The organism is Streptomyces sp. NPDC006687 (genome assembly GCF_040636215.1).
Classification (GTDB): Bacteria; Actinomycetota; Actinomycetes; order Streptomycetales; family Streptomycetaceae; genus Streptomyces.
Window position 1 is genome coordinate 44,272 of the sequence record NZ_JBEYJJ010000020.1, and the last position, 20,262, is coordinate 64,533.

Sequence of the window (20,262 nt, forward strand, 5' to 3'; positions counted from 1 at the left end):
TCGGTGCGACGCTGGTGGTATGTCTCCCGTGAGCCATGCCACCAGCGAGCCGCGCGGCCCCGGCCGCTGGCTGATCCGCTTCGAGGTGCACCTCCCCTGCGCGTACGAGGACCTCTGGCCCGTCCTGACCACGGCGGAGGGCCTGCGCACCTGGCTGGCGGAGGCCGAGGTCCTCGAACGCCACCTGGGCGGCGCCGTCACGCTGCGCTGGCCGAACTCCGGCACCACGGTGTCCGGGGAGGTCACGGCCTGGGACACCGAGCGGGTGGTGGAGTACACGGTCTCCGAGCACGGCCGGATCCGCTTCCACCTGGAGCCGGTCGGCACCGACTCGACGGTGATCCGCTTCCTGAACGAGCGCGGCGGCGGTGACGAGGAGCGCCTCGACTGCCTGGCCGGCTGGCACGACCACTTCGAGATGCTGGAGGCCGCCCTGGCCGGGCATCCGGCGCACTGGCCGTCCTGGACCGACGCCCGCTGGGCGCAGCTGCGCGCCGCCTACGGCTCCTAGCCCTGGTCCCCTAGCCCTGGTCGTCCTTGTCCTTCTCGTCCTTGCGCAGCGAGCGCAGGAACTCGGGGTTGTCGTCGGGCGCCACCCACTGCGTACGGCGCGCCCGGCCGGCGCCCGCGCCGCCGAAGCCGCCGACCGCCGTCCGCTTCTTGCCGGCGAGCAGCCACACCACCGGGCCGACGATCGAGAACAGCAGGATGATCAGCACCCACACCCCCTTCGGGAGGCTCTTGACCTCCTCCTCGGGGGTGTTCAGGCAGTCGATGAAGGCGTAGATGGTCAGCGCGAGGATCAGCAGGAACGGCAGATAGCGCAGCACGGTGTGGGACCGACTCCCCGGTCAGTGGCGGCGGGCCCGCTCGGGCCCCGGTGACGCTCCCAGGGTATGCGGTGACGGATACTGGGGCCCATGGCTTACGACGATCTCCGCTCGCTGCTCCGGGCCCTGGAGCGGGAGGGCGACCTCAAGCGCATCAAGGCCGAAGTGGACCCGTACCTGGAGGTCGGGGAGATCGTCGACAGAGTGAACAAGGCCGGCGGGCCCGCTCTGCTCTTCGAGAACGTCAAGGGCTCGGCGATGCCGCTCGCCATGAACGTCTTCGGTACCGACCGCCGTCTGCTGAAGGCCCTGGGCCTGAAGTCGTACGGCGAGATCAGCGAGAAGATCGGCGGTCTGCTGAAGCCCGAGCTGCCCCAGGGCTTCATCGGCGTCCGCGAGGCGTTCGGCAAGCTCGGCTCGATGGTCCACGTACCGCCTAAGAAGGTGAAGGGCGAGTCCGCGCCCGTCCAGGAGGTCGTGCTGACCGGGGACGACGTGGACCTGGACCAGCTGCCGGCGCTGTTCACCTGGCCCAAGGACGGCGGCTCCTTCTTCAACCTGGGCCTGACCCACACCAAGCACCCCGAGACCGGTGTGCGCAACCTGGGCCTGTACCGCCTCCAGCGGCACGACAAGCGCACGATCGGGATGCACTGGCAGATCCACAAGGACAGCCGCAACCACTACGCCGTCGCCGCCGCGCGCGGCGAGCGGCTGCCGGTCGCGATCGCCTTCGGCTGCCCCCCGGCCGTCACCTACGCCTCCACCGCCCCGCTGCCGGGCGACATCGACGAGTACCTGTTCGCGGGGTTCGTGGCGGGCAAGCGGATCGAGATGGTGGACTGCAAGACCGTCCCGCTCCAGGTCCCGGCGAACGCCGAGGTGGTCATCGAGGGCTGGCTGGAGCCGGGGGAGATGCTCCCGGAGGGCCCGTTCGGCGACCACACCGGCTTCTACACCCCGCAGGAGCCGTTCCCCGCGCTGAAGATCGACTGCGTGACGATGCGCAAGCGGCCGCTGCTCCAGTCGATCGTCGTCGGCCGGCCGCCGACGGAGGACGGCCCGCTGGGCCGCGCGACGGAGCGGTTCTTCCTGCCCCTGCTGAAGATCATCGTCCCGGACATCGTGGACTACCACCTCCCCGAGTCCGGCGGCTTCCACAACTGCGCGATCGTCTCGATCGACAAGAAGTACCCCAAGCACGCCCAGAAGGTGATGCACGCCATCTGGGGCGCCCACATGATGTCGCTGACCAAGCTGATCATCGTGGTGGACAAGGACTGCGACGTCCACGACCTGCACGAGGTGTCCTGGCGGGCCCTCGGCAACACCGACTACTCCCGCGACCTCACCGTGGTCGAGGGACCGGTCGACCATCTCGACCACGCCTCGTACCAGCAGTTCTGGGGCGGCAAGGCCGGCATCGACGCGACGAAGAAGCTGCCGGAGGAGGGCTATACCCGCGACGGCGGCTGGCCCGACATGGTCGAGTCCGACCCGGCGACGGCGGCCCTGGTGGACCGCCGCTGGAAGGAGTACGGCCTGTGAGCACGGCCATGGGCGGACCCGCCCTCTTCATCGGCACCGACACCACCTACGTGGCCCTGGTGCGCCCCCGCCTGGACCCGGCCGACCCGGAGGTGCGGGCGGCGGCGGAGCAGGCCGGTGTCAGCCCCGAGGAGTTCGCCGGACCCGGCACGGTCTGGGCCCTGATGTGGGAGGAGGACGGGGTGGACGGCGGCGGCTTCGAGCTGCCGGGCCTGCGGGACGCGGAGGCCGAGGACTTCGCCGACCGGCTGCTGGCCGAGCTGTCCTTCGAGAGCGGCCCGTTCACCGTGGCCGCGGGCGAGGTGCTGAGCCTCCAGGCCCATCCGGCCGGTGAGGGCTGCCGCTTCGTCTGCGCGATCACCCCACCGGAGGGCGAGGCGGAGACCGAAACCGTCACCTTCGCCATCCCGGCGGTGGACGCGGACGCGCTCCGCGCCGACCTCGCGGACTTCCGCGGGAGCCTGGCATGACCACCGCCGCCGAAGGCGTCCTCGGCCCCGGGCCCGCGCCGCAGCCCGTCGGCAAGGTCAGGGCCTTCCTGCGCCTGGTGATGATCGAGCACTCGGTCTTCGCGCTGCCCTTCGCGTACATCGCCGCGCTCACCGCCATGTTCCGGCTGGACGGGCGGATGCACTGGCGGGAGCTGCTGCTCGTCACCGTGTGCATGGTGGGCCTGCGGACCTTCGCGATGGCCGCCAACCGGATCATCGACCGCGAACTCGACGCCCGCAACCCGCGCACCGCGGGGCGCGAGCTGGTCACGGGCGCGGTGTCGGTGCGGACGGCCTGGACGGGGGCGGGCATGGCGCTCGTCGTGTTCCTGGGCGCGGCCGCCCTCCTGAACCCGCTGTGCCTGGCGCTGGCGCCCGTCGCGGTGATCCCGATGGTGGTCTACCCGTACGGCAAGCGGTTCACGAACTTCCCGCAGGCCATCCTGGGCCTGGCCCAGGCGATGGGCCCGGTCGGCGCCTGGCTGGCGGTGACGGGGGAGTGGTCCTGGGAGGCTGTGGTCCTGGGCCTGGCCATCGGCGTGTGGATCGGCGGATTCGACCTGATCTACGCCTGCCAGGACGTGGACTCCGACCGCGCCGAGGGCGTCAAGTCGGTCCCGGCCCGCTTCGGCGTCCCCGGCGCCCTGTGGGGCGCCCGCGCCTGCCACGCCGTCACCACGGCCCTGCTGGCCTGGTACGCGCTCCTCACGGACGGCGGCCCGCTGCTGTGGCTGGGCCTGCTGATCGTCGCGGCGGCGTTCCTGTACGAGCACACGATCGTCAAGCCGCACGACCTGTCGCGACTGAACCGGGCGTTCTTCTCGGTCAACGGTTTCATCGGCATTGCCCTGTTCGTGTGTGCGCTCGCGGATCTGGTGGTCCGGGGTCTGAGTCTCTAGCCAGCGTGCGGCCTACCATCGAGTGCAGGCCGTCCAGGTGGTCTCGCCCGGCAGCGTCCGCAACGACTACGAGGTCAAGGGCCGCGCCTACGCCCGGCGCGAGATTCCGCATTACCTGATCTTCGGCCCTTACAAGGCGCAGTGCACGACCCTGTGGAACCCGGGCCCCGACGGCTACCGGGGCCGGGACGTGATCCCGTACGGCGGGACGGTCGTGGTCGAGAGCGGCATCGGCAAGCTCTCCGTGGATACGGCCGGCCTGCCCGTGGACCCCTCCTCCGTCAGCTGATCGCAGGCGCCGGGCCGGCTGCCGACGGCGTCCGGGGAGCGTCCGGGACACCTGAGCGAGTGGGCGCGCGGTGTGGCCGGATAGTCTCGGAGGTATGACTGAGCGCAAGCGCACCCCCTGGGTGGTGGGGGTTTCCGGGGCGTCCGGGACGCCGTACGCGGCCTCGGTGGTCCGAGGGCTGCTCGCGGCGGGCGAGGCGGTGGACCTGGTGGTGAGCCGGGCCTCGCGGCTCACTCTGCTCGACGAGACCGGGATCGCCTTCCGGGACGCGCACTGGCGGGAGGATCTGGCCGAGTGGCTGGGGCGCGGCGCCGACGGCAAGCCGGGGGCCTTCGGGGTGCCCGCGCTGGAGGACGTACGGTACTGGGCGGCCGGGGACCTGGCCGCCGGGCCGAGCTCGGGTTCGTACCCGGTCAAGGGGATGCTGATCGTGCCCGCGTCCACGGCGTGCGTGGCCGGGGTGGCGCTCGGGCTGTCGAAGGACCTGCTCCAGCGCGTCGCGAGCGTGACGCTCAAGGAGCGGCGCCGGCTGGTGGTCGCGGTGCGGGAGACCCCGCTGAACGGTCAGACGCTGAGGCATCTGGTGGCGCTGGACGAGGCGGGCGCGGTCGTGCTGCCCGCCTCTCCGGCGTTCTACGCGGGTGCGACGCACATCCAGGATCTCGTGGACTTCGTCGCGGGGCGGGTGCTCGACGCGGCAGGGGTGCCGCACCGGCTGTACCGCCGTTGGGAGGGGGAGCTTGGCAGCGCCCGCCCCCGTGACTAGCGCTTCTTGGCGCGCAGCGGCCTGCGGGCCTTGTCGTTGCGGTGGGCGGCGGCGGGCTGGTCGGTGCGGGATCGGTTGGCCAGCTCCTGGAGCTGTCGCATGTGCGCGTAGGCCATCTCGATCGTGTACACGGTGAACCACTCCTGAAGATCGTCTTTGATCTGTTGAAAGATTCACAGGGTGTTGACCCCGTGACGCCTTTGATTCTATACCTAAACTTGCAGGATCGCCGAATAATGGAAGGCTCCAGGTAATGGACACGGTGGACAGGCAGCTCATCCAGGCACTCCGGGAGAACGGTCGTGCCTCGTACGCGGAGCTGGGCCGTCTCGTGGGCCTCTCCGGCCCCAGCGTCACCGACCGGATCAACCGTCTTGAGTCGGCCGGTGTCATCACCGGCTACCGCGCGACCGTCGCCGCCGCCGAGCTCGGTCTCGGCGTCACCGCGCTGATCGGCATCTCGCTCTCCGACGCCGCCGACCACGAGGACGTGGCCCGCCGGCTGCGCGACCTCGCCGAGATCGAGGACTGCTGGTTCATCGCCGGCGACGACTCCTTCATGCTCAAGGTCCGCGCCAGCGACGTCGACGGCCTGGAGAAGATCATCCGCAAGCTCTCCGGCACCAAGGGCGTCTCGCGCACCCGCACCACCATCGTGCTCTCCACCAAGTGGGAGAACCGGGTCGGCGAGCTGCCCGAGGACGCCTGAGAGTACGGTGGGTGGCGGCTGCACGCAGACAGGGACGGACAGGGAAGAAGGAGACACCGGCATGGACGCTGGGCTCAAGCGCGAGCTGGAGGAGAAGGTCCGCTCCGGCGAGCGGCTGACGCGTGAGGACGGCATCGCCCTCTACGAGTCGGACGACCTGGCGTGGCTGGGCGGTCTCGCCCACGAGGTGCGCACCCGTAAGAACGGTGACGTCGTCCACTTCAACGTCAACCGCCACCTCAACATGACGAACGTGTGCACCGCCTCCTGCGCGTACTGCTCGTTCCAGCGCAAGCCGGGCGAGAAGGACGCGTACACGATGCGCATCGAGGAGGCCGTCCGCCTGGCCAAGGCCATGGAGAACGAGAACCTCACCGAGCTGCACATCGTCAACGGCCTGCACCCCTCCCTCCCCTGGCGGTACTACCCGCGGTCGCTGTCGGCGCTGAAGGAGGCGCTGCCGAACGTCTCGCTGAAGGCGTTCACGGCCACGGAGATCCACCACTTCGAGACGATCTCCGGCATGTCGGCCTCCGACATCCTGGACGAGCTGATCGAGGCCGGCCTGGAGTCGCTGACCGGCGGCGGCGCGGAGATCTTCGACTGGGAGGTCCGCCAGCACATCGTGGACCACCGCACCCACTGGGAGGACTGGTCGCGCATCCACCGCCTGGCGCACTCGAAGGGCCTCAAGACCCCCTCGACCATGCTCTACGGGCACATCGAGGAGCCGCGCCACCGCGTGGACCACGTGCTGCGGCTGCGTGAGCTCCAGGACGAGACCGGCGGCTTCCAGGTCTTCATCCCGCTGCGCTACCAGCACGACTTCGTGGACATGAAGGACGGCAAGGTCCGCAACCGGCTCCAGGCGCGGACGACGATGGCCACCGGCGCCGAGGCGCTCAAGACCTTCGCCGTCTCGCGGCTGCTGTTCGACAACGTGCCGCACGTGAAGGTCTTCTGGGTGATGCACGGCGTGCAGACCGCCCAGCTCGCACTCCAGCACGGCGCCGACGACATGGACGGCTCGGTGGTGGAGTACAAGATCACGCACGACGCGGACAACTACGGCACCCCGAACAAGCTGACCCGCGACGACCTCCTCGAACTCATCCGCGAGGCGGGCTTCCGCCCGGTCGAGCGCAACACGCGCTACGAGATCATCCGCGAGTACCCCGGCCCGGACGCCTCGCTGCGCGAGACCCCGCAGGCGATGCGCGTCTGACGCGCCCCGGCTCGCACGGGCCCCGGTCCTGAGGACCGGGGCCTTTCGCGTGTCACGGGGTCGGAAAACCGTTGCCGGAGGGGATGGGTAATGGATACCTTCGTTCTGTGACCCTTACTTTCACCTTCGACCCCGTCGTCGACCCCGCCCTCCGCGACGGCATCGCGGAACTGTGGACCGAGGTCTCCAACGCCGGCGGCGCCGTCGGCTTCGTCCCGCCCGTCACCGTCGAGGACATCCGGCCCGAGCTGGTCAAACACCTCGTCGCCATGACCGAGGGCCGCCACCGGCTGCTCGTCGGCCGGGACGAGGAGGGGGCCGTGGCGGCCGTGGGCTTCCTCGCCTTCAACCAGCACCGCCTCATGAGGCACTGGGTGTACGCGTACACGGTCATGGTCCGCCCCGCCCTCCAGGGCCGCGGCGCCGGCCGCGCGCTGATGGCCGCCCTCGCCGACGCGGCCCGCACGCTGGAGGGCATCGAGGCCATCGTCCTGGGATGCCGCGGCGGCCTGGGGCTGGAGCAGTTCTACGCCGCCTGCGGCTACAAGGAGGTCGGCCGGATTCCGGGCGCCATCCGCGTGGCCCCGGGCGACGACCGCGACGACATCACGATGCTGCTGCCCCTGCGCTGAGGCCCCCCGACAGCCGGACGCCCCGCCCCGGCGTGCTTCACTGGACGGGTACGTGCCGACGTGTCCGGGCGTTGTCCGGCGTTTCCGATGAGAAAGAAGGGGTCATCGTGTCCCTCAAGCCGAGTGCGACGATCCGCTACACCGCGATGCGCCTGGGCATCTTCATGGGATGCCTGGTCTTCGTCGCCGTCCTGGTCCACTTCGGCGTGGTGCCCTCCGGCCTGGGCGCCGCCAACCCCGCCTGGGTCGTGCTGCTCGCGCTGGTGCTCTCCGCGCCGCTGTCCTTCGTCCTGCTGCGCAAGCAGCGCGCCGAGATGTCGCAGCAGATCGCCGGACGCGTCGCGGATGCGAAGCAGAAGCTCGCCGCGAACCGCAGCCAGGAGGACGCGGCGGACGACGCCGCCCGCGCGTGAGCCGACGCGCCTGACGCACTGACACGAGCGCTCCGTCGTAACGAGCCCCAGCGCCGGGAACACCCCCCGCCCCGCTGGGGCTTCGGCGTTCCCGGGCTCCCGCGCGACCAGTTCTCAAAGCATCTCTTTGGGTTTCTCAAAGTGGAAGTGTTAGCGTGTGCAGCATGTTGACCCACGCAGCGCATCCGATGACCCCGGGCCTCCGGCTCGTGGCGCGCCTGCACGTCGACCTCTGCCGCCGCGTGTCCGCGGCCTGTTGCCGCTGTCGCTGAAGCGCCCGCAGCAGCGGTCGCCGGCCGGCCCGGCCCCTTTCCGGCTGCCGCCGTACCGCATCCCCCGCAGAAACCTTCCGCCGTACGTCCGTGCGTCCCCCGGAGATTGCCGTGTCCGCATCCCCCCAGGCCCAGGCCCCCGCCAAAGCCTCGTTCAAGTTCCCCTTCTGGGCCCAGATCGTCGCCGGTCTCGCGCTCGGCGTCCTCTTCGGGTGGATAGCCCGCAGCCAGGACGTCAGCTGGCTGAAGACCACCCTCGAACAGGTCGGTGACCTCTTCATCCAGCTGCTGAAGCTGGCCGTCGCCCCGCTCGTCTTCTTCGCGATCCTGGTGTCCGTCACCAACCTGCGGAAGGTGAACAACGCCGCCCGCCTCGCCTCCCGCACCCTGCTCTGGTTCATGATCACCTCGCTGATCGCGGTGGGCATCGGCCTGGCGATCGGCCTGCTGACCGACCCGGGCGCCGGCACCGGCCTCACCCCGGCCGACGGCAAGGAGCCCAAGCGGCACGGCTCGTGGATCGACTTCCTGACCGGCATCGTGCCGAAGGACATCGTCAGCCCGTTCACCGAGCTGAACGTCCTGCAGATCGTCTTCCTCGCCGCCGTCGCCGGAATCGCCGCCCTCCAGCTCGGCGCCAAGGCCCAGCCCGTCCTGAACCTCGCCGAGTCCGTCCTGGAACTCCTCCAGAAGGCCCTGTGGTGGGTCATCCGGCTCGCGCCGCTCGGCACCGTCGGCCTCATCGGCACGGCCATCGCCAGCTACGGCTGGGACCTGATCGGCAAGTACGCCACCTTCACCGCCGACATCTACATCGGCTGCGCCCTCGTCCTGTTCGGCGTCTACCCGCTGCTCCTGGCCACGGTCGCCAAGGTCAACCCGGTGCAGTTCTTCAAGGGAGCCTGGCCCGCCATCCAGCTCGCCTTCGTCTCCCGCTCCTCGGTGGGCACCATGCCGGTCACCCAGAAGGTCACCGAGCGCCTCGGCGTCCCGAAGGAGTACGCCTCCTTCGCCGTCCCGTTCGGCGCCACCACCAAGATGGACGGCTGCGCCGCGATCTACCCGGCCCTCGCCGCGATCTTCATCGCGAACATCTTCGACGTGCAGCTGGGCATCAAGGAGTACCTGCTCATCGCGTTCGTCTCGGTGGTCGGCTCCGCCGCCACGGCCGGTCTGACCGGCGCGACGGTCATGCTGACCCTGACCCTCTCCACCCTCGGCCTGCCGCTCGCCGGCGTCGGCCTGCTGATGGCGATCGACCCGATCCTGGACATGATGCGCACCGCGACCAACGTCGCCGGCCAGGCCGTCGTCCCGGTCCTCGTCTCCGCCCGGGAGGGAATCCTCGACAAGGCGGCCTACGCCTCCGCCTCGTCCTCCCCGCTGGACGAGCCCACCGCGCCCGCCCAGCCGGCCCCGGTCGCCGTCGCCGCCTGACGCCGAGCGCGTGCCCCGCGCACGCACACCGCTCGCCGCGGCCCCCGCCCCCGTCCGGGCGGGGGCCGCGGCGTTCTCGTCGGCGTGCCGGGGGCGGGGGCTTCGCGCATCATGAGGGCTGTGCACGACTCGCGCAGGGACGCGCCGGTCCTTTCGGTCGCGGTGCCCGTCTTCAACGAGGAGGAGGTGCTGCCCGCCCTGGCGGCGCGGCTGCGGCCGGTCCTGGACGGGTGCGGTGAACCGTACGAGGTCCTCGCCGTCGACGACGGCTCCACCGACGCCACCCCCCGCCTGCTGGAGGAGCTGCGCACCACCTGGCCCCAGCTGCGCGTGGTCACCCTCCGGCGCAACTGCGGCCACCAGGCCGCCCTCACTGCCGGACTGCGCCGGGCCCGCGGCGCGTACGTGGTCAGCATCGACGCCGACCTCCAGGACCCGCCCGAGCTCATCCCCGAGATGCTCGCCCTGGCCCGGGCCGAGGGCCTCGACATCGTCTACGGCGTACGGTCCGACCGCTCCACCGACAGCCCCTTCAAACGCCGCACGGCCGGCGCCTACTACCGGCTCATGCGCCGCCTCGCGGGGACCCACGTCCCGGCCCAGGCGGGTGACTTCCGGCTGTTGTCCCGCGCCGTCGTGGACACCCTCAAGACCCTCCCCGACCAGCAGCAGATCTACCGCCTGCTCATCCCCTGGCTGGGCTTCCCCAGCGGGCAGGTCGTCTACCAGCGCGCCGAGCGGGCGGCGGGCACCTCCAAGTACCCCCTGCACAAGATGGTCCTGCTGGCCTTCGACAGCATCACCGGCTTCTCCGCCGTCCCGCTGCGCCTGGCGACGGCGCTCGGCGCGCTGAGCTCGGTGGTCTGCCTGGGCTTCCTCGTCTGGGCCCTGACCGTCTGGGCCACGGGCAACACGCTGCCCGGCTGGACCTCGCTGATCATCACCATGCTGTTCTTCGGCGCCGTCCAGCTCTTCTGTCTGGGGATGCTCGGCGAGTACGTGGCCCGGATCCACACCGCCGTCCAGGCCCGGCCCACCTACGTGGTCGCCCGCGACACGGACGAGGAGGGGTAGGAGGGGGCCGGGCTCTCACACCAGGACGCCGGCGAAGAACATCGCCGTCAGCAGGGCGTACTGCACCGCACAGACCACCAGCAGCGGCACCTGCACCCAGAGGGACATCCGCCGGACCAGGAGCAGCCCCACGAACATCTGCGCGTGGTTGCGGTACCAGGACATCTGCGCCCCGGCGAAGAACGGCACCAGGAACACCGCCACCGTCAGCACCAGCGCGGCCCACTCCTCGACCGACAGCCCCCTGCGGCGCAGGAGCAGGACGGCGGCCGTCGCCAGGACCATCACCACGAAGGCGGTGTTCAGCCACATCTGCGGCCGGTGGGCGGCCAGGGCGTGCTGCACCAGCCACGGCAGCCGCCCCTTGGGGGTGTACCAGTAGCTGAACGGCAGACGGTACGCCCGGACCATCTCCGCGAAGGGCCGGCGCAGGTCCCCCTGCCCGTAGCTGGAGCGCTGGATGATCTCGTACGCGTCCCAGCGGCCGGTCGCCTGCCACATCATCCACTTGGCCCACAGCACCCCGCCCGCGGCGACCACCGCCGACAGCCCGGCCCTGGCCACCCGCAGCGGCCAGGCATCCCCGCGCCAGGCGAACAGGGCGCTCGCCGCCAGCATCACGACGGCGACGGCGCCGACCGGGTGACAGGCGACGGCCGCGAACCCGCCCGCCGTGGCCGTCCACCAGGACCCTCGCCCCACCCCGGCCACGCACACGAGCAGCGCCAGGGTGGCGAGGGCGACGGGGAACAGGGCATGGAAGTAGACCCCGCCGGGGAACACCGTGCCGACGGCCAGGGTCAGACCGGTGGCCCGGGTGAGCCGGGCGCCGAGCAGCCACCACAGCACCCCGAACATGCCGAGCAGCGCGGCCTCGGTGACGAGGAGGGCGGAGAGCTCGTAGGTCAGCCCGGTGGCGGACACCGCCCGCACCGCCATGGGGTACCCGGGGAACCAGGCCACGTTGCCGCACACCACGTCGGGGAAGTCCGGGTACCGGTCCCGGCAGCGGAACAGCTCGTAGCCGCCGCGGGCGATGGAGAGGTAGTGCTCGGAGTCCCAGCGCCGGCGGGCGCCGGTGGACCAGTAGGCCACCCGTGAGCCGTCGCCGGCCACCGAGGCGAGCGCCACGAGCCAGGTGACCAGGTTCGAGACCAGCCAGGCGACGACCGGTGGCAGCGCGGCGCGGAGCCGGCCGGCCCGCGCCGGGTGCACGGGCGTCGGGGAATCGATCATCTCCAGGCCAGTCTGGCGAACCGCCGGGGGAGCCGCACCCGGAAGGCACCCCCGGCGCTCAGTGGTTCACGAGACCCTCCACAGCCGTACGGTGCCGTCGCCGGAGCCGCTGGCGAGGAGCGTGCCGTCGGGGCTGAACGCCACCGACCACACGGGGGCGGTGTGCCCTTTGGTGCGGGAGGTGCGCTCCGTGCCGACGTCCCACAGGTGTACGGCGTTGTCCCAGCCGCCGCTGGCGATGGTTCTGCCGTCCGGGCGGTAGGCGAGGGAGCTGACGGTGGCGGTCTGGTGGGGTTGGGTGGCCGACCCGGTCCCCTCCGCGGTGTCCCACACGTGGATGGCGCCCCAGGTCCCGGCGGCCGGGTCGGCGGAGGCGGGGGCGGGGTCCGAGCCGGGGTAGCCGCCGTTGGACGTGCCGACGCTGCCGTAGGCCCCGGCGGTGGATCCGGCGACGGCCTTGCCGTCGGGGCTGAACGCGACCGCGGTGACGTCGTTCTGCTGGCCGGTGAAGGCGCGGCCCGCGGCGGGGTTCGGCCGGGCGACGTTCCACAGACGCAGGCTGCGGTCACTGCCGCCGGAGGCGAGCATGCCGCCGTAGGGGCTGAACGCCAGCGACGAGACGGCCCCGCTGTGCCCGGTCAGCGTGGCCGAGGGGCGTCGGCCGGCGAGGTTCCACAGGCGGATGCCCCCGTCGTCGCCCGCGCTGGCGAGCTGCTTCCCGTCGGGGCCGAACGCCACTGACCGGACGGAGCCGGTGTGGTCAGCGAGGCCGGTGCGGGATCCCGTGGTGATGTCCCACAGCTGGACGACGGGGCCCTCGCCGCCGGTGGCGAGGGTCTTGCCGTCGGGGGAGAAGGCCAGGGAGCGGATGAGACTGTCGTGCTTGAGGGTGTTGGTGAGCGCCTTGGCGGACACGCTCCACAGCCAGACCGTCTTGCCGCGGCCGGCGCCGGCCAGGGTGGTGCCGTCGGCACTGAACGCCACGGATTCCACGGAGGAGCCGGATCCGGGGAGGACGGACAGCAGCTCCAGCCCCGGCGCGGCGTCCGACGGCTCGGTGAACCGCCTGACGAGGGACACGCCGCCCCAGGCGCCGGCCACGACACCGACACCTCCGAGGAGCAGCTTGCGGCGGCTGGTCCCGGGACGCGCGGTGGCGTCCGGCGCGCTGGGCGCGGGCGGGTCCGCGCGGTAGGCGGCGACGAGGTGCGCCCGGAGGTCGGCCGGCTGGGTGGGAGCGGCGGCCGGGGCCGGCAGCGGACCGGGCTCGGGTGTCCGCGCGGGCACGGGTGCCCGCACGGGCTCGGGCTCCGGGGCAGCCGCCGGGGCGTCGGGTTTCCGGGCAGGTGCCGGAGCCGGCTCGGGAACGGGCGCGGGGGAGGCCGCCGGGGCGGGGTCGAGCAGGGCGCGGAGCAGGGTCGCGGTGGCCGGGGCGTCGGGCCGTTCGGCGGGGTCCTTGGACAGGAGGGAGGCCACCAGCTGGACCAGGGCCGGCGGCAGGCCGGGCCGTACGGAGTCCAGGGCGGGCGCCTCCTCGTCCAGGTGGCGGCGCATCAGCACCCACACCTGTTCGGCGGCCGGGAACGGCGGGGCCCCGGTCAGCAGGGCGAACAGCACGCACCCCAGGGCGTACAGGTCGCACCTGGCGTCGACGTGCTCGCCGCGCCACTGCTCGGGCGCCATGTAGGCGGGCGTGCCGAAGACGCGGCCGGTGACGGTGAGCCCGCCGGTGCTGTCGGCGGTGCGGGCGATGCCGAAGTCGCAGATCTTCAGACGGCCGCCGGTGGTGAGGAGGAAGAGGTTGGCGGGCTTGAGGTCCCGGTGCACCACCTTCTGCGCGTGCGCGGCGGCGAGCGCCTCCGCCGCCTGGAGCGCCAGATCGAGCGCTTGGGGAACCGGTAGTCCGGGGGCGGGGGTGCGGGCCAGGAGGTGGGCGAGGTCCTCGCCCTTCAGGAGCTCCATCACGATGAAGAGGCGGTTCTCGTGCTGCCCGATGTCGTGCACGACCGTAATTCCGGGGTGCTGGAGCCGCGCCCCGATGGCGGCCTCCCGCCGGAAGCGGCCCAGCAGCTCGTCCGGCGCGTCGAACTCCAGCAGCACCTTGACGGCGACAGGCCGCCCGAGGTCGACGTCGAAGCCCTGCCAGACCTCCCCGATCCCGCCCTGCCCGAGCCGCTCGTCCAGCCGGTACCGCCCGGCCAAGCGCTCCCCCGCCCTCATGGTTCCCCCTGGATTGCGCAATGGCCCGTGTGGTAGGGGCCATTGTGTAACACCGGGCGGGTCAGAAGCTGGCGGGATTCGAGATGAAGCCGGTCCACGCCGAAGGGGTGAAGATGAGGTGGGGGAGGGCGGTGTCCTTGGAGTCCCGGACGTGGATCAGTGCCGGGGTGTTGGCCACCTCGACGCAGGAGTCGCCCTGCACCGCAAGCCAGTTCGACATCCGGCTCCCCGCCACCCCCCTCGGTGCCGGGCGGGCCCGGCGGATCGCCGTCGACCGGATCGCCTCGTGGGGGCTGCCCACGGACGGCCCCGGGCTGATCGTGGCCGAGCTGGCCGCCAATGCCGTCACCCACGGGCGGGTTCCCGGACGGGACTTGCGGGTGCTGCTCACCCTGACCGGCGAGGCGCTCCGGATCGAGGTCGTGGACACGCGCCGGGACCGGGTCCCCCGCGTCCGCGACGCGGATCCGGACGCGGAGGGCGGGCGGGGGCTGCTGGTGGTGGCGGAGCTGGCCGACCGGTGGGGGGTGCGGCAGGGGACCGCGCCGCTCAAGGCGGTGTGGGCGGAGGTGGACGTCGTGCGCCCCGGGCCGTGACGCGGGAAGCGGGGATCCGGGGGCGCCCGACGTCAACCAACCAAGCTGGTGGGTGGGTAAAACCCACCCACCCACCTGACCCCCCGGTCCGGTCCGGCTCACTCGCATGGGTGAACTATGCCAACTCGGCTGGATTTGGGGGCGGTTGCCTGGCATATGCTCGCCGCGACAACCTCAGAAATGAGACGGCCCCCGTCGGGACTGGCATCCCGGGCGAGGGCCTGACCAAGCAGGAAGTAACGGCTTCCCTATGGCTCACAAGCAGCCTAACGTGCCCACGCGGCCCGCGTCCCGTGTTCCCGCCGGGACCGTCCGATCAGGTGTCACCCACGTCAACGTGGCGGACGACGAACCCCCCATCGAGGTGGCCCGGCGCCTCGCCCGGCACCCGGGCCTGTCGCTGCTGGCGATCGGGCTCGCGGTGCACATCCAGTCCCTCCCCGAGGGCAGCCGGATCGGCATCAAGGCGCTGGCCGAGCGGTTCCCCGAGGGGGAGGTGAGGGTCGCCGGGGGGCTGCGGGAGCTGGAGGCGGCCGGGTACCTGGAGCGCAGGCGGGTGCGGATCGCCGATGGGCGCCTGGTCACCCGGACGGTGTTCTACAGCCGGCCGAAGCCGCCCTACAGCCGGCCGAAGCCGCCGGTGCCGCCGCACGAGCCGCCGCCGCACGAGTCGGCCCCGGCGCAGCCCGCACCCCCCGCCGGCCGGGCGTCCCTCCCCGGGCGGGAGCGCGTACCGGAGCTGGTGGCCGTGCCCGGTCCGGCGCCGGCGGCGGCTCCCCCGCCCGTGCCTGAACCAGTGCGCGGGCGGGGGGTGCCCGTACCCGCTCCCGTGCGGAAGGTCATGCCACTGCCCGAGCCGCCCGAGCCGCGGGGGCCCGTACGGCAGGAGGCCGTGGCGCTGCTCGCACGGCTGCGCGGGGACGATCCGCGGCTGTTGCTCGGCGAGCGGGACGTATGCCGTCTCGCGCCCGGGGTGACCGCCTGGCTGGAGCGGGGGGCCGAGCCGGAGACCGTCCGGCGCGTGCTCGCCGCCGGGCTGCCGGCCGACATGCGCAGTCCCGCCGCGCTCATCGGCTACCGGCTCCGGATCGGGCTCCCGCCGGAGCTGCCCCGTGAGGAACCTGCGCCGCCGGCCGCTCGCAAGCCCGACCCGATGCAGAACTGCGACGGCTGCGACCGCGGGTTCCGGGCCCCCGCGCCCGGCCGCTGCAACGACTGCCCGCCCGAAGACGTGGACGCCGCGGCCCCCGGGCCACTCCCGCCCCGCGTCGCCTAGGTCGTCTCTTTCGGATCTTGTCGTTCAAGCCCGCGTCTCCCCCAGCTACCGCTGGGAGGTGCCCCCAGGTGCCGTGCATCGGCGCCTTGGCTGGGCGCCGCCGTACTGGACGTACTTGGTGCCCGGCCAAGGCGGCGAGGTGCGGTGCCGGGCGGCGCGGGTCAGACAAGATCCGGAAGAGACGGCCTAGTGGGCCGCGCGGCAGGCTCCGCCCGCGTCGTTCGAGGAGATGCCGGCCGCCTGGAGGCTCGCGACGCAGCTGGTCTGGTTGCCGATGGAGCCCTCGTAGCATGCCTGCGCGATGTCGGGCGTGGACGGCTTGCCGTGCGACACGAGGTACTGCTGGCAGTCCTGGACGCTCGCGGACGCGGCCGGGGCGGCGAAGGCGGCGCCGCCGGCGGCGAGGACCAGGGCGGCGAGGAGGCTGGGGATGCGGGCCGACGGACGCATGCGGATGCACCTGCTCTCTCGGTCGGTCACGCGGTCCGCGAGCGTGCCGGACCGCGGGCGGGGGCGGCGCGGAGGCGGGCACTCCGGGGGGCGACCGGCTCGACGCATCGGTCACCCCCGCCCTTCCGACGCTAGAACACCGCACCGGCGCACGCACTCCGGCCACAGGCGCCAGGGCGCGTCGTCGAAGTCCTGTCCGCCCTGCGACGCCTGGCACGCCCTAGGCGTCCACGGGGTGCCAGGCCGGGCCGTCGTCGCCGGCGGAGCGGATGCGGCCGAAGACCACGTCGGCGAAGTGGACGCCGAAGCCGAGCGTGTCCGGCTCCGACAGTTCCGCGACGAGGCGGTGGCGGTGGGCGGCCGTGGCGGGGAGGTCGTGGTCGAAGCGCGAGGACCAGGCCGGGTGGGCCCCCTGGATCGGCGAGTGCATCGCGTCGCCGAAGGCGATCAGGCGGCGGCCGCCGCCGGTGATGACGTACTCGGCGTGGCCGAGGGTGTGGCCCGGGGCGATGCGGACGTGGACGCCCGGGAAGACCTCCGTGCCGTCGGTGATCGTGCGGACGTTCTTCGAGAGGGCCGCCGCCACCCGGGGCTCCAGGAGGTCGCGGGCCTCCCACTCCGGCTCGGAGACGAGGAACTCGGCGTGGGCGAGGAGGGGTTCGCAGGCCCAGCCGAGGTGGTCGGGGTGGAGGTGGGTGAAGGCCACGGCCTCGATGTCCTCGGGGCGCCGGCCCAGCGCGGCCAGGCTCTCGGGGAGGGCTCCGCCCTGGGCCGAGTGCAGGGGGCCCTCGGGGCTCTCGAACGCGTGCGGGCCGATGCCCGCGTCGATCAGCAGGGCGCGGTCGCCGTGCTCGACGAGGAGGGCGCCCGCGCTGGCGGTGAGGTGGCCGGTCCCGTCCAGGTACTCCGGGTGCGCGGCCCAGGTGGCGTCGGTGGTGTCGGGGAGCAGGTCGAGGGGGCGCAGGCGGATGGCGCCGTCCGGGACGTAGGTCACCAACGTGTCGCCCAGGCGGAGGGAGCGGATACCCGAGGGGCGGCTGAGGCGGGCGTCGAAGTCGGCCATGTTTTCTCCCGGTTGGTGGGGTGAGGGCGGGGTGGTGACGTTGACGATCACCATAAGCGTCAAGCTTGAATCATTCAAGCTGTAAATATGTTGGCTTGATGGGATTGCTAGGCTGGCGCCATGACGAAGCGCCCCGAGCCGCAGTCGCAGGCCGTCGCCGAACGCCAGCTGTGCGGCCTGGTCGACGGGCTCGCCCAGCGGATCGGCGAGCACGTACGGGAGCGGGCCGCGACCCTCGGGCTGACCGCCGCGCAGGCGACCGCCCTGCGCGAGCTGAGCGGGCCGATGACCATGCGGGAGCTCGCGGAGCGGATGAACTGCGAGCCCTCCAACGCCACCTTCGTCGTGGACCGGCTGGAGAAGCAGGAGCTGGTCGAACGCCACCCGCACCCCACGGACCGCCGCGCCCGACTCCTCGTCCTGACCGACGGGGGCACCGCCCTGCGCGCCCGCCTGCTCGACCTCCTCCATGTGGACTCCCCGGTGGCCTGCCTCACCCCGGAGGAGCAGCGGGTCCTGCGCGAACTGCTGGAACGGGCCGTCACCGCTTCCTGACGGCGCAGTGATGGTGCTAGCTTCAATAGCACCATGCTGCTGAGGCTGAACACCGCCGACACCCGCCCCCTGCACGAGCAGGTGGCCGGGGCGCTCCGGCGTGCCATCGCCGAGGGCGAGTGTGCGCCCGGTGACCGGATCCCGCCCGCGCGTGAGCTCGCGCAGGCGCTGGGGGTCAACGCCAACACCGTGCTGCGTGCCCTGCGCGCCCTGCGGGACGAGGGGTTGCTGGAGTTCCGGCGCGGCCGTGGGGTGACCGTGGCAGGCGAGGCAGACGGGCGGTCGGAGCTACTGGAACGCGTACGCGCCCTGGTGGCCGACGGGGCGCGGCTGGGGTACGGACGGGCCGAACTCATCGAGATGATCAGGGGGATGCCGTGAAGGGGCGCGGGGTGTGGGCCGTCGCCGGCTGGGGGGCCGGGGTGCTGGGGCTGCTGGTGGTGATGCCGGTGGCGGCGGCCGGGCGGTTGCCCGAGCCGGTGGCCACCCATTGGGGTGCGGGCTCCGACGGGCCCGACGGGTCCATGCCGTTGTGGGCGGCCGTGGCGTTTCCGGCGCTGGTGTGGGTGGCCGTCGTGGCCGGCGTGGCGTTCGCGGCCCTGAGGGGGCCCGTGCCCGGCTGGGGCCGGGCGGCGCTGGCCTCCGGCGGGGTGCTGCTGACGGGGGCGCAGGCGTCGATCGTACGGGCCAACCTGGACGCCCCCGACTGGCGGCAGGCCGGCCCGGTGCCGGGGTGGGGGGTGGCGGTGATGGTGGCGGTGGCGCTGCTGGCCGGGGTGGGCGCGGCCGCGCCGTGGCGGCGGGAGGCCGGGGAAGGGGAGCCCGCGGGGGAGGGGCCCTCGATGGAGGTTCCGGAGGGGGAGCGGGTCGTCTGGCTGTCGGGCGTCGTCAATCCCTGGCTGCGGCTGCTGGCCGGAGTCCTCGCGCTGGGCGCGCTGGGTGCGCTGCTCGCCGGGGTGGCGGGGCTGGCCGGAGCGGCGGGGCCGCGGGCGGGGCTGTGGGTGACGGCCGGGGGCCTCGCGAGCACCGCGCTGGTGGTGCTGGGCTGCTCCTCCGTCCGGGTGCGGGTCTCGCAGCGCGGGCTGGAGGTCGCCTTCGGCCCGCTCGGGTACCCGGTGCGGCGCTGGGCCGCCGAGGACGTCGAGTCGGCCCGCGTGGAGGTGCGGACGCCTGCCCGGGTCGGCGGCTGGGGCTACCGGATCAGCGGGCTGGGCACGACGGTGATGCTGCGCGGCGGCGCGTGTCTGGTCGTACGGGCCAGGGGGCGGGACTTCGCGGTGAGCGTGGACGACGCCGCACGCGGCGCCGCCCTGCTGAACTCCCTGCGCGGGCGACGGCCTTAGCCGCGGGCGTACGAACCCAGGCCGACCAGGCAGTACACGTACTCGTTGATGACGCTGCTGCCCAGGGTGTAGCGGTACGAGAACCCGTACTCGGTGTCGGAGTTGGCATCGCACCGGCTCATGTCCGAGGTGCCCGGGAAGCGTTGGATCACCCGGTAGTGCGCGTCGTCGGCCGAGCAGGCGACCTCGTGGACGCCGGTGACGCGGGTCGCGGTGGTCGAGTCGGGCAACTGCCCGTTGAGGCAGGTGCCTTCGTCGAAGGGGCGGGGAGCCGCCTCGGTGGTCGGGGTGGAGGCGGGCGGCTCGTACGTCGGGACGGCGGCCGGTGCGCTGGGCGGGCTGTAGGTGTACGTCGGCGGGGTGTACGGGGTGTACGGGGTGTACGAGCTGTCCGTCGACGAGGGGGTGGCGGAAGCGGTGGGGCGGGAGTCGTCGTCACTGCTGCTCGCCACGGCGATACCGATGACGAGGGCGGCGACGACACCGACCGCCAGCAGACAGCCGAGCGGGCCTGATCTCCCGGAGGGTGCCGGTGCGGTGGTCTGAGGCACCGCGCCGGCTCCGAACGGGCCCGGCATCGTCGGCCCGGAGGGGCCCGGTGCGGTCGGGGTGGTGGGTGTGGTCGGGGTGGTCGGGCCCGGGGTCGTGCGGCCGCCCGGCGGCGGGCCGGGCGCGTCGGAGACCCGTATGCGCAGGAGGACTTCCTCCGCGCCGACGCGGGCTCGGATGAGGTCGCCCGATCGGGTCGGGGGGATGCGGAGTCGGGTGGGGCCGGACGGGAGGGGGACCTCGACGGTCGTTCCGGCGGCGGCCTGCTCGGGGGTCAGCGTCAACGTGATGGGCTCTGGCGACACCGGCTGCTCCTCAAGGTGGCGGTGCGCTGGCGGACGTCCCGGATTCTCCCCCCTCCGCCCTCCCTGACGCAGCCGTTCCGCCTC

At 72.7% G+C, this 20,262-nt stretch carries 25 protein-coding genes; 17 read left to right on the top strand and 8 right to left on the bottom strand.

What is annotated here, in order from left to right; genetic code table 11:
• Positions 1–19: 19 nt before the first annotated feature.
• The gene (locus ABZ716_RS22150) at positions 20–511 is read left to right on the top strand and encodes an SRPBCC domain-containing protein (protein ID WP_358811357.1); all 492 of its coding nucleotides are present in this window, start codon (positions 20–22) and stop codon (positions 509–511) included.
• A 10-nt stretch (positions 512–521) separates the two neighbouring features.
• Here ABZ716_RS22150 and ABZ716_RS22155 read toward each other — a convergent pair whose 3' ends face one another.
• Entirely contained in the window at positions 522–830 is a 309-nt protein-coding gene (locus tag ABZ716_RS22155; protein ID WP_358811356.1) for a PLD nuclease N-terminal domain-containing protein, read from the bottom strand.
• A 90-nt stretch (positions 831–920) separates the two neighbouring features.
• On the opposite strand from ABZ716_RS22155, the gene ABZ716_RS22160 reads away from it, so the two are divergent.
• The 5 genes from ABZ716_RS22160 to ABZ716_RS22180 all read left to right on the top strand — a co-directional run bounded on the left by ABZ716_RS22160 (position 921) and on the right by ABZ716_RS22180 (position 4,823).
• Complete coding sequence (locus ABZ716_RS22160) at positions 921–2,378, top strand: menaquinone biosynthesis decarboxylase (RefSeq protein ID WP_045949394.1); 1,458 nt, start codon at positions 921–923, stop codon at positions 2,376–2,378.
• Positions 2,375–2,848, top strand: coding sequence for a hypothetical protein (locus tag ABZ716_RS22165; protein WP_358811355.1), 474 nt, complete (start codon positions 2,375–2,377; stop codon positions 2,846–2,848). The genes ABZ716_RS22160 and ABZ716_RS22165 overlap by 4 nt, the downstream gene beginning before the upstream one ends.
• The gene (gene mqnP / locus ABZ716_RS22170) at positions 2,845–3,768 is read left to right on the top strand and encodes a menaquinone biosynthesis prenyltransferase MqnP (RefSeq protein ID WP_358811354.1); all 924 of its coding nucleotides are present in this window, start codon (positions 2,845–2,847) and stop codon (positions 3,766–3,768) included. Before ABZ716_RS22165 ends, mqnP begins: the two co-directional genes overlap by 4 nt.
• A gap of 22 nt (positions 3,769–3,790) precedes the next feature.
• Positions 3,791–4,057, top strand: coding sequence for a hypothetical protein (locus tag ABZ716_RS22175; protein ID WP_358961028.1), 267 nt, complete (start codon positions 3,791–3,793; stop codon positions 4,055–4,057).
• A 94-nt stretch (positions 4,058–4,151) separates the two neighbouring features.
• The gene (locus ABZ716_RS22180) at positions 4,152–4,823 is read left to right on the top strand and encodes a UbiX family flavin prenyltransferase (protein ID WP_358961030.1); all 672 of its coding nucleotides are present in this window, start codon (positions 4,152–4,154) and stop codon (positions 4,821–4,823) included.
• Here ABZ716_RS22180 and ABZ716_RS22185 read toward each other — a convergent pair.
• Positions 4,820–4,954, bottom strand: coding sequence for a hypothetical protein (locus tag ABZ716_RS22185; protein WP_351882586.1), 135 nt, complete (start codon positions 4,952–4,954; stop codon positions 4,820–4,822). The two genes, ABZ716_RS22180 and ABZ716_RS22185, sit on opposite strands and share 4 nt — an antisense overlap.
• A gap of 122 nt (positions 4,955–5,076) precedes the next feature.
• Here ABZ716_RS22185 and ABZ716_RS22190 point away from each other — a divergent pair, with 122 nt between their 5' ends.
• From ABZ716_RS22190 to ABZ716_RS22215, 6 genes are all read left to right on the top strand, one after another.
• Positions 5,077–5,532 (top strand): Lrp/AsnC family transcriptional regulator, encoded by a 456-nt coding sequence (locus tag ABZ716_RS22190; protein ID WP_344151061.1) that lies wholly within the window; start codon positions 5,077–5,079, stop codon positions 5,530–5,532.
• Positions 5,533–5,593: 61 nt separating this feature from the next.
• Positions 5,594–6,757 carry an aminofutalosine synthase MqnE gene (mqnE, locus tag ABZ716_RS22195; protein ID WP_358811351.1) on the top strand — a complete coding sequence of 388 codons (1,164 nt, stop codon included), beginning with the start codon at positions 5,594–5,596 and terminating at the stop codon, positions 6,755–6,757.
• 107 nt (positions 6,758–6,864) lie between these two features.
• Positions 6,865–7,389 (top strand): GNAT family N-acetyltransferase, encoded by a 525-nt coding sequence (locus ABZ716_RS22200; RefSeq protein WP_358961033.1) that lies wholly within the window; start codon positions 6,865–6,867, stop codon positions 7,387–7,389.
• 107 nt (positions 7,390–7,496) lie between these two features.
• On the top strand, positions 7,497–7,802 hold the full coding sequence (locus ABZ716_RS22205) for a DUF4229 domain-containing protein (RefSeq protein WP_358811349.1): 306 nt from the start codon (positions 7,497–7,499) through the stop codon (positions 7,800–7,802).
• A 377-nt stretch (positions 7,803–8,179) separates the two neighbouring features.
• Positions 8,180–9,511, top strand: a complete 1,332-nt coding sequence (locus ABZ716_RS22210) for a dicarboxylate/amino acid:cation symporter (protein WP_351882840.1) — start codon at positions 8,180–8,182, stop codon at positions 9,509–9,511.
• A 111-nt stretch (positions 9,512–9,622) separates the two neighbouring features.
• Positions 9,623–10,585, top strand: coding sequence for a glycosyltransferase family 2 protein (locus tag ABZ716_RS22215; protein WP_358961036.1), 963 nt, complete (start codon positions 9,623–9,625; stop codon positions 10,583–10,585).
• A gap of 15 nt (positions 10,586–10,600) precedes the next feature.
• Here ABZ716_RS22215 and ABZ716_RS22220 read toward each other — a convergent pair whose 3' ends face one another.
• From ABZ716_RS22220 to ABZ716_RS22230, 3 genes are all read right to left on the bottom strand, one after another.
• Positions 10,601–11,821: a hypothetical protein gene (locus tag ABZ716_RS22220; protein WP_358961038.1), complete on the bottom strand. Its 1,221-nt coding sequence runs from the start codon at positions 11,819–11,821 to the stop codon at positions 10,601–10,603.
• A gap of 66 nt (positions 11,822–11,887) precedes the next feature.
• Positions 11,888–14,041: a serine/threonine-protein kinase gene (locus tag ABZ716_RS22225; RefSeq protein ID WP_358961041.1), complete on the bottom strand. Its 2,154-nt coding sequence runs from the start codon at positions 14,039–14,041 to the stop codon at positions 11,888–11,890.
• A gap of 61 nt (positions 14,042–14,102) precedes the next feature.
• Positions 14,103–14,219: a DUF397 domain-containing protein gene (locus tag ABZ716_RS22230; protein ID WP_358961043.1), complete on the bottom strand. Its 117-nt coding sequence runs from the start codon at positions 14,217–14,219 to the stop codon at positions 14,103–14,105.
• Here ABZ716_RS22230 and ABZ716_RS22235 point away from each other — a divergent pair.
• Complete coding sequence (locus tag ABZ716_RS22235; protein WP_358961045.1) at positions 14,212–14,637, top strand: ATP-binding protein; 426 nt, start codon at positions 14,212–14,214, stop codon at positions 14,635–14,637. The two genes, ABZ716_RS22230 and ABZ716_RS22235, sit on opposite strands and share 8 nt — an antisense overlap.
• A 337-nt stretch (positions 14,638–14,974) precedes the next feature.
• Entirely contained in the window at positions 14,975–15,913 is a 939-nt protein-coding gene (locus ABZ716_RS22240) for a helix-turn-helix domain-containing protein (RefSeq protein WP_358961047.1), read from the top strand.
• Positions 15,914–16,099: 186 nt separating this feature from the next.
• On the opposite strand, the gene ABZ716_RS22245 is transcribed toward ABZ716_RS22240, so the two are convergent.
• A complete protein-coding gene (locus ABZ716_RS22245) occupies positions 16,100–16,363 on the bottom strand; it encodes a hypothetical protein (RefSeq protein ID WP_358811340.1) in 264 nt (87 codons plus the stop codon).
• A gap of 220 nt (positions 16,364–16,583) precedes the next feature.
• Positions 16,584–17,426 carry an MBL fold metallo-hydrolase gene (locus ABZ716_RS22250; protein ID WP_358961049.1) on the bottom strand — a complete coding sequence of 281 codons (843 nt, stop codon included), beginning with the start codon at positions 17,424–17,426 and terminating at the stop codon, positions 16,584–16,586.
• Between the two features lie 120 nt (positions 17,427–17,546).
• Here ABZ716_RS22250 and ABZ716_RS22255 point away from each other — a divergent pair, with 120 nt between their 5' ends.
• From ABZ716_RS22255 to ABZ716_RS22265, 3 genes are read left to right on the top strand one after another with little or no spacing between them, the layout of a single operon-like run.
• A complete protein-coding gene (locus tag ABZ716_RS22255; RefSeq protein WP_358961051.1) occupies positions 17,547–17,981 on the top strand; it encodes a MarR family transcriptional regulator in 435 nt (144 codons plus the stop codon).
• A gap of 33 nt (positions 17,982–18,014) precedes the next feature.
• The gene (locus tag ABZ716_RS22260; RefSeq protein ID WP_351882606.1) at positions 18,015–18,362 is read left to right on the top strand and encodes a GntR family transcriptional regulator; all 348 of its coding nucleotides are present in this window, start codon (positions 18,015–18,017) and stop codon (positions 18,360–18,362) included.
• Complete coding sequence (locus tag ABZ716_RS22265; RefSeq protein ID WP_358961054.1) at positions 18,359–19,324, top strand: DUF1648 domain-containing protein; 966 nt, start codon at positions 18,359–18,361, stop codon at positions 19,322–19,324. The genes ABZ716_RS22260 and ABZ716_RS22265 overlap by 4 nt, the downstream gene beginning before the upstream one ends.
• Here the strand turns inward: ABZ716_RS22265 and ABZ716_RS22270 are convergent.
• Positions 19,321–20,178 carry a hypothetical protein gene (locus ABZ716_RS22270; protein WP_358961056.1) on the bottom strand — a complete coding sequence of 286 codons (858 nt, stop codon included), beginning with the start codon at positions 20,176–20,178 and terminating at the stop codon, positions 19,321–19,323. The genes ABZ716_RS22265 and ABZ716_RS22270 overlap by 4 nt on opposite strands.
• Between the last annotated feature and the right edge of the window lie 84 nt (positions 20,179–20,262).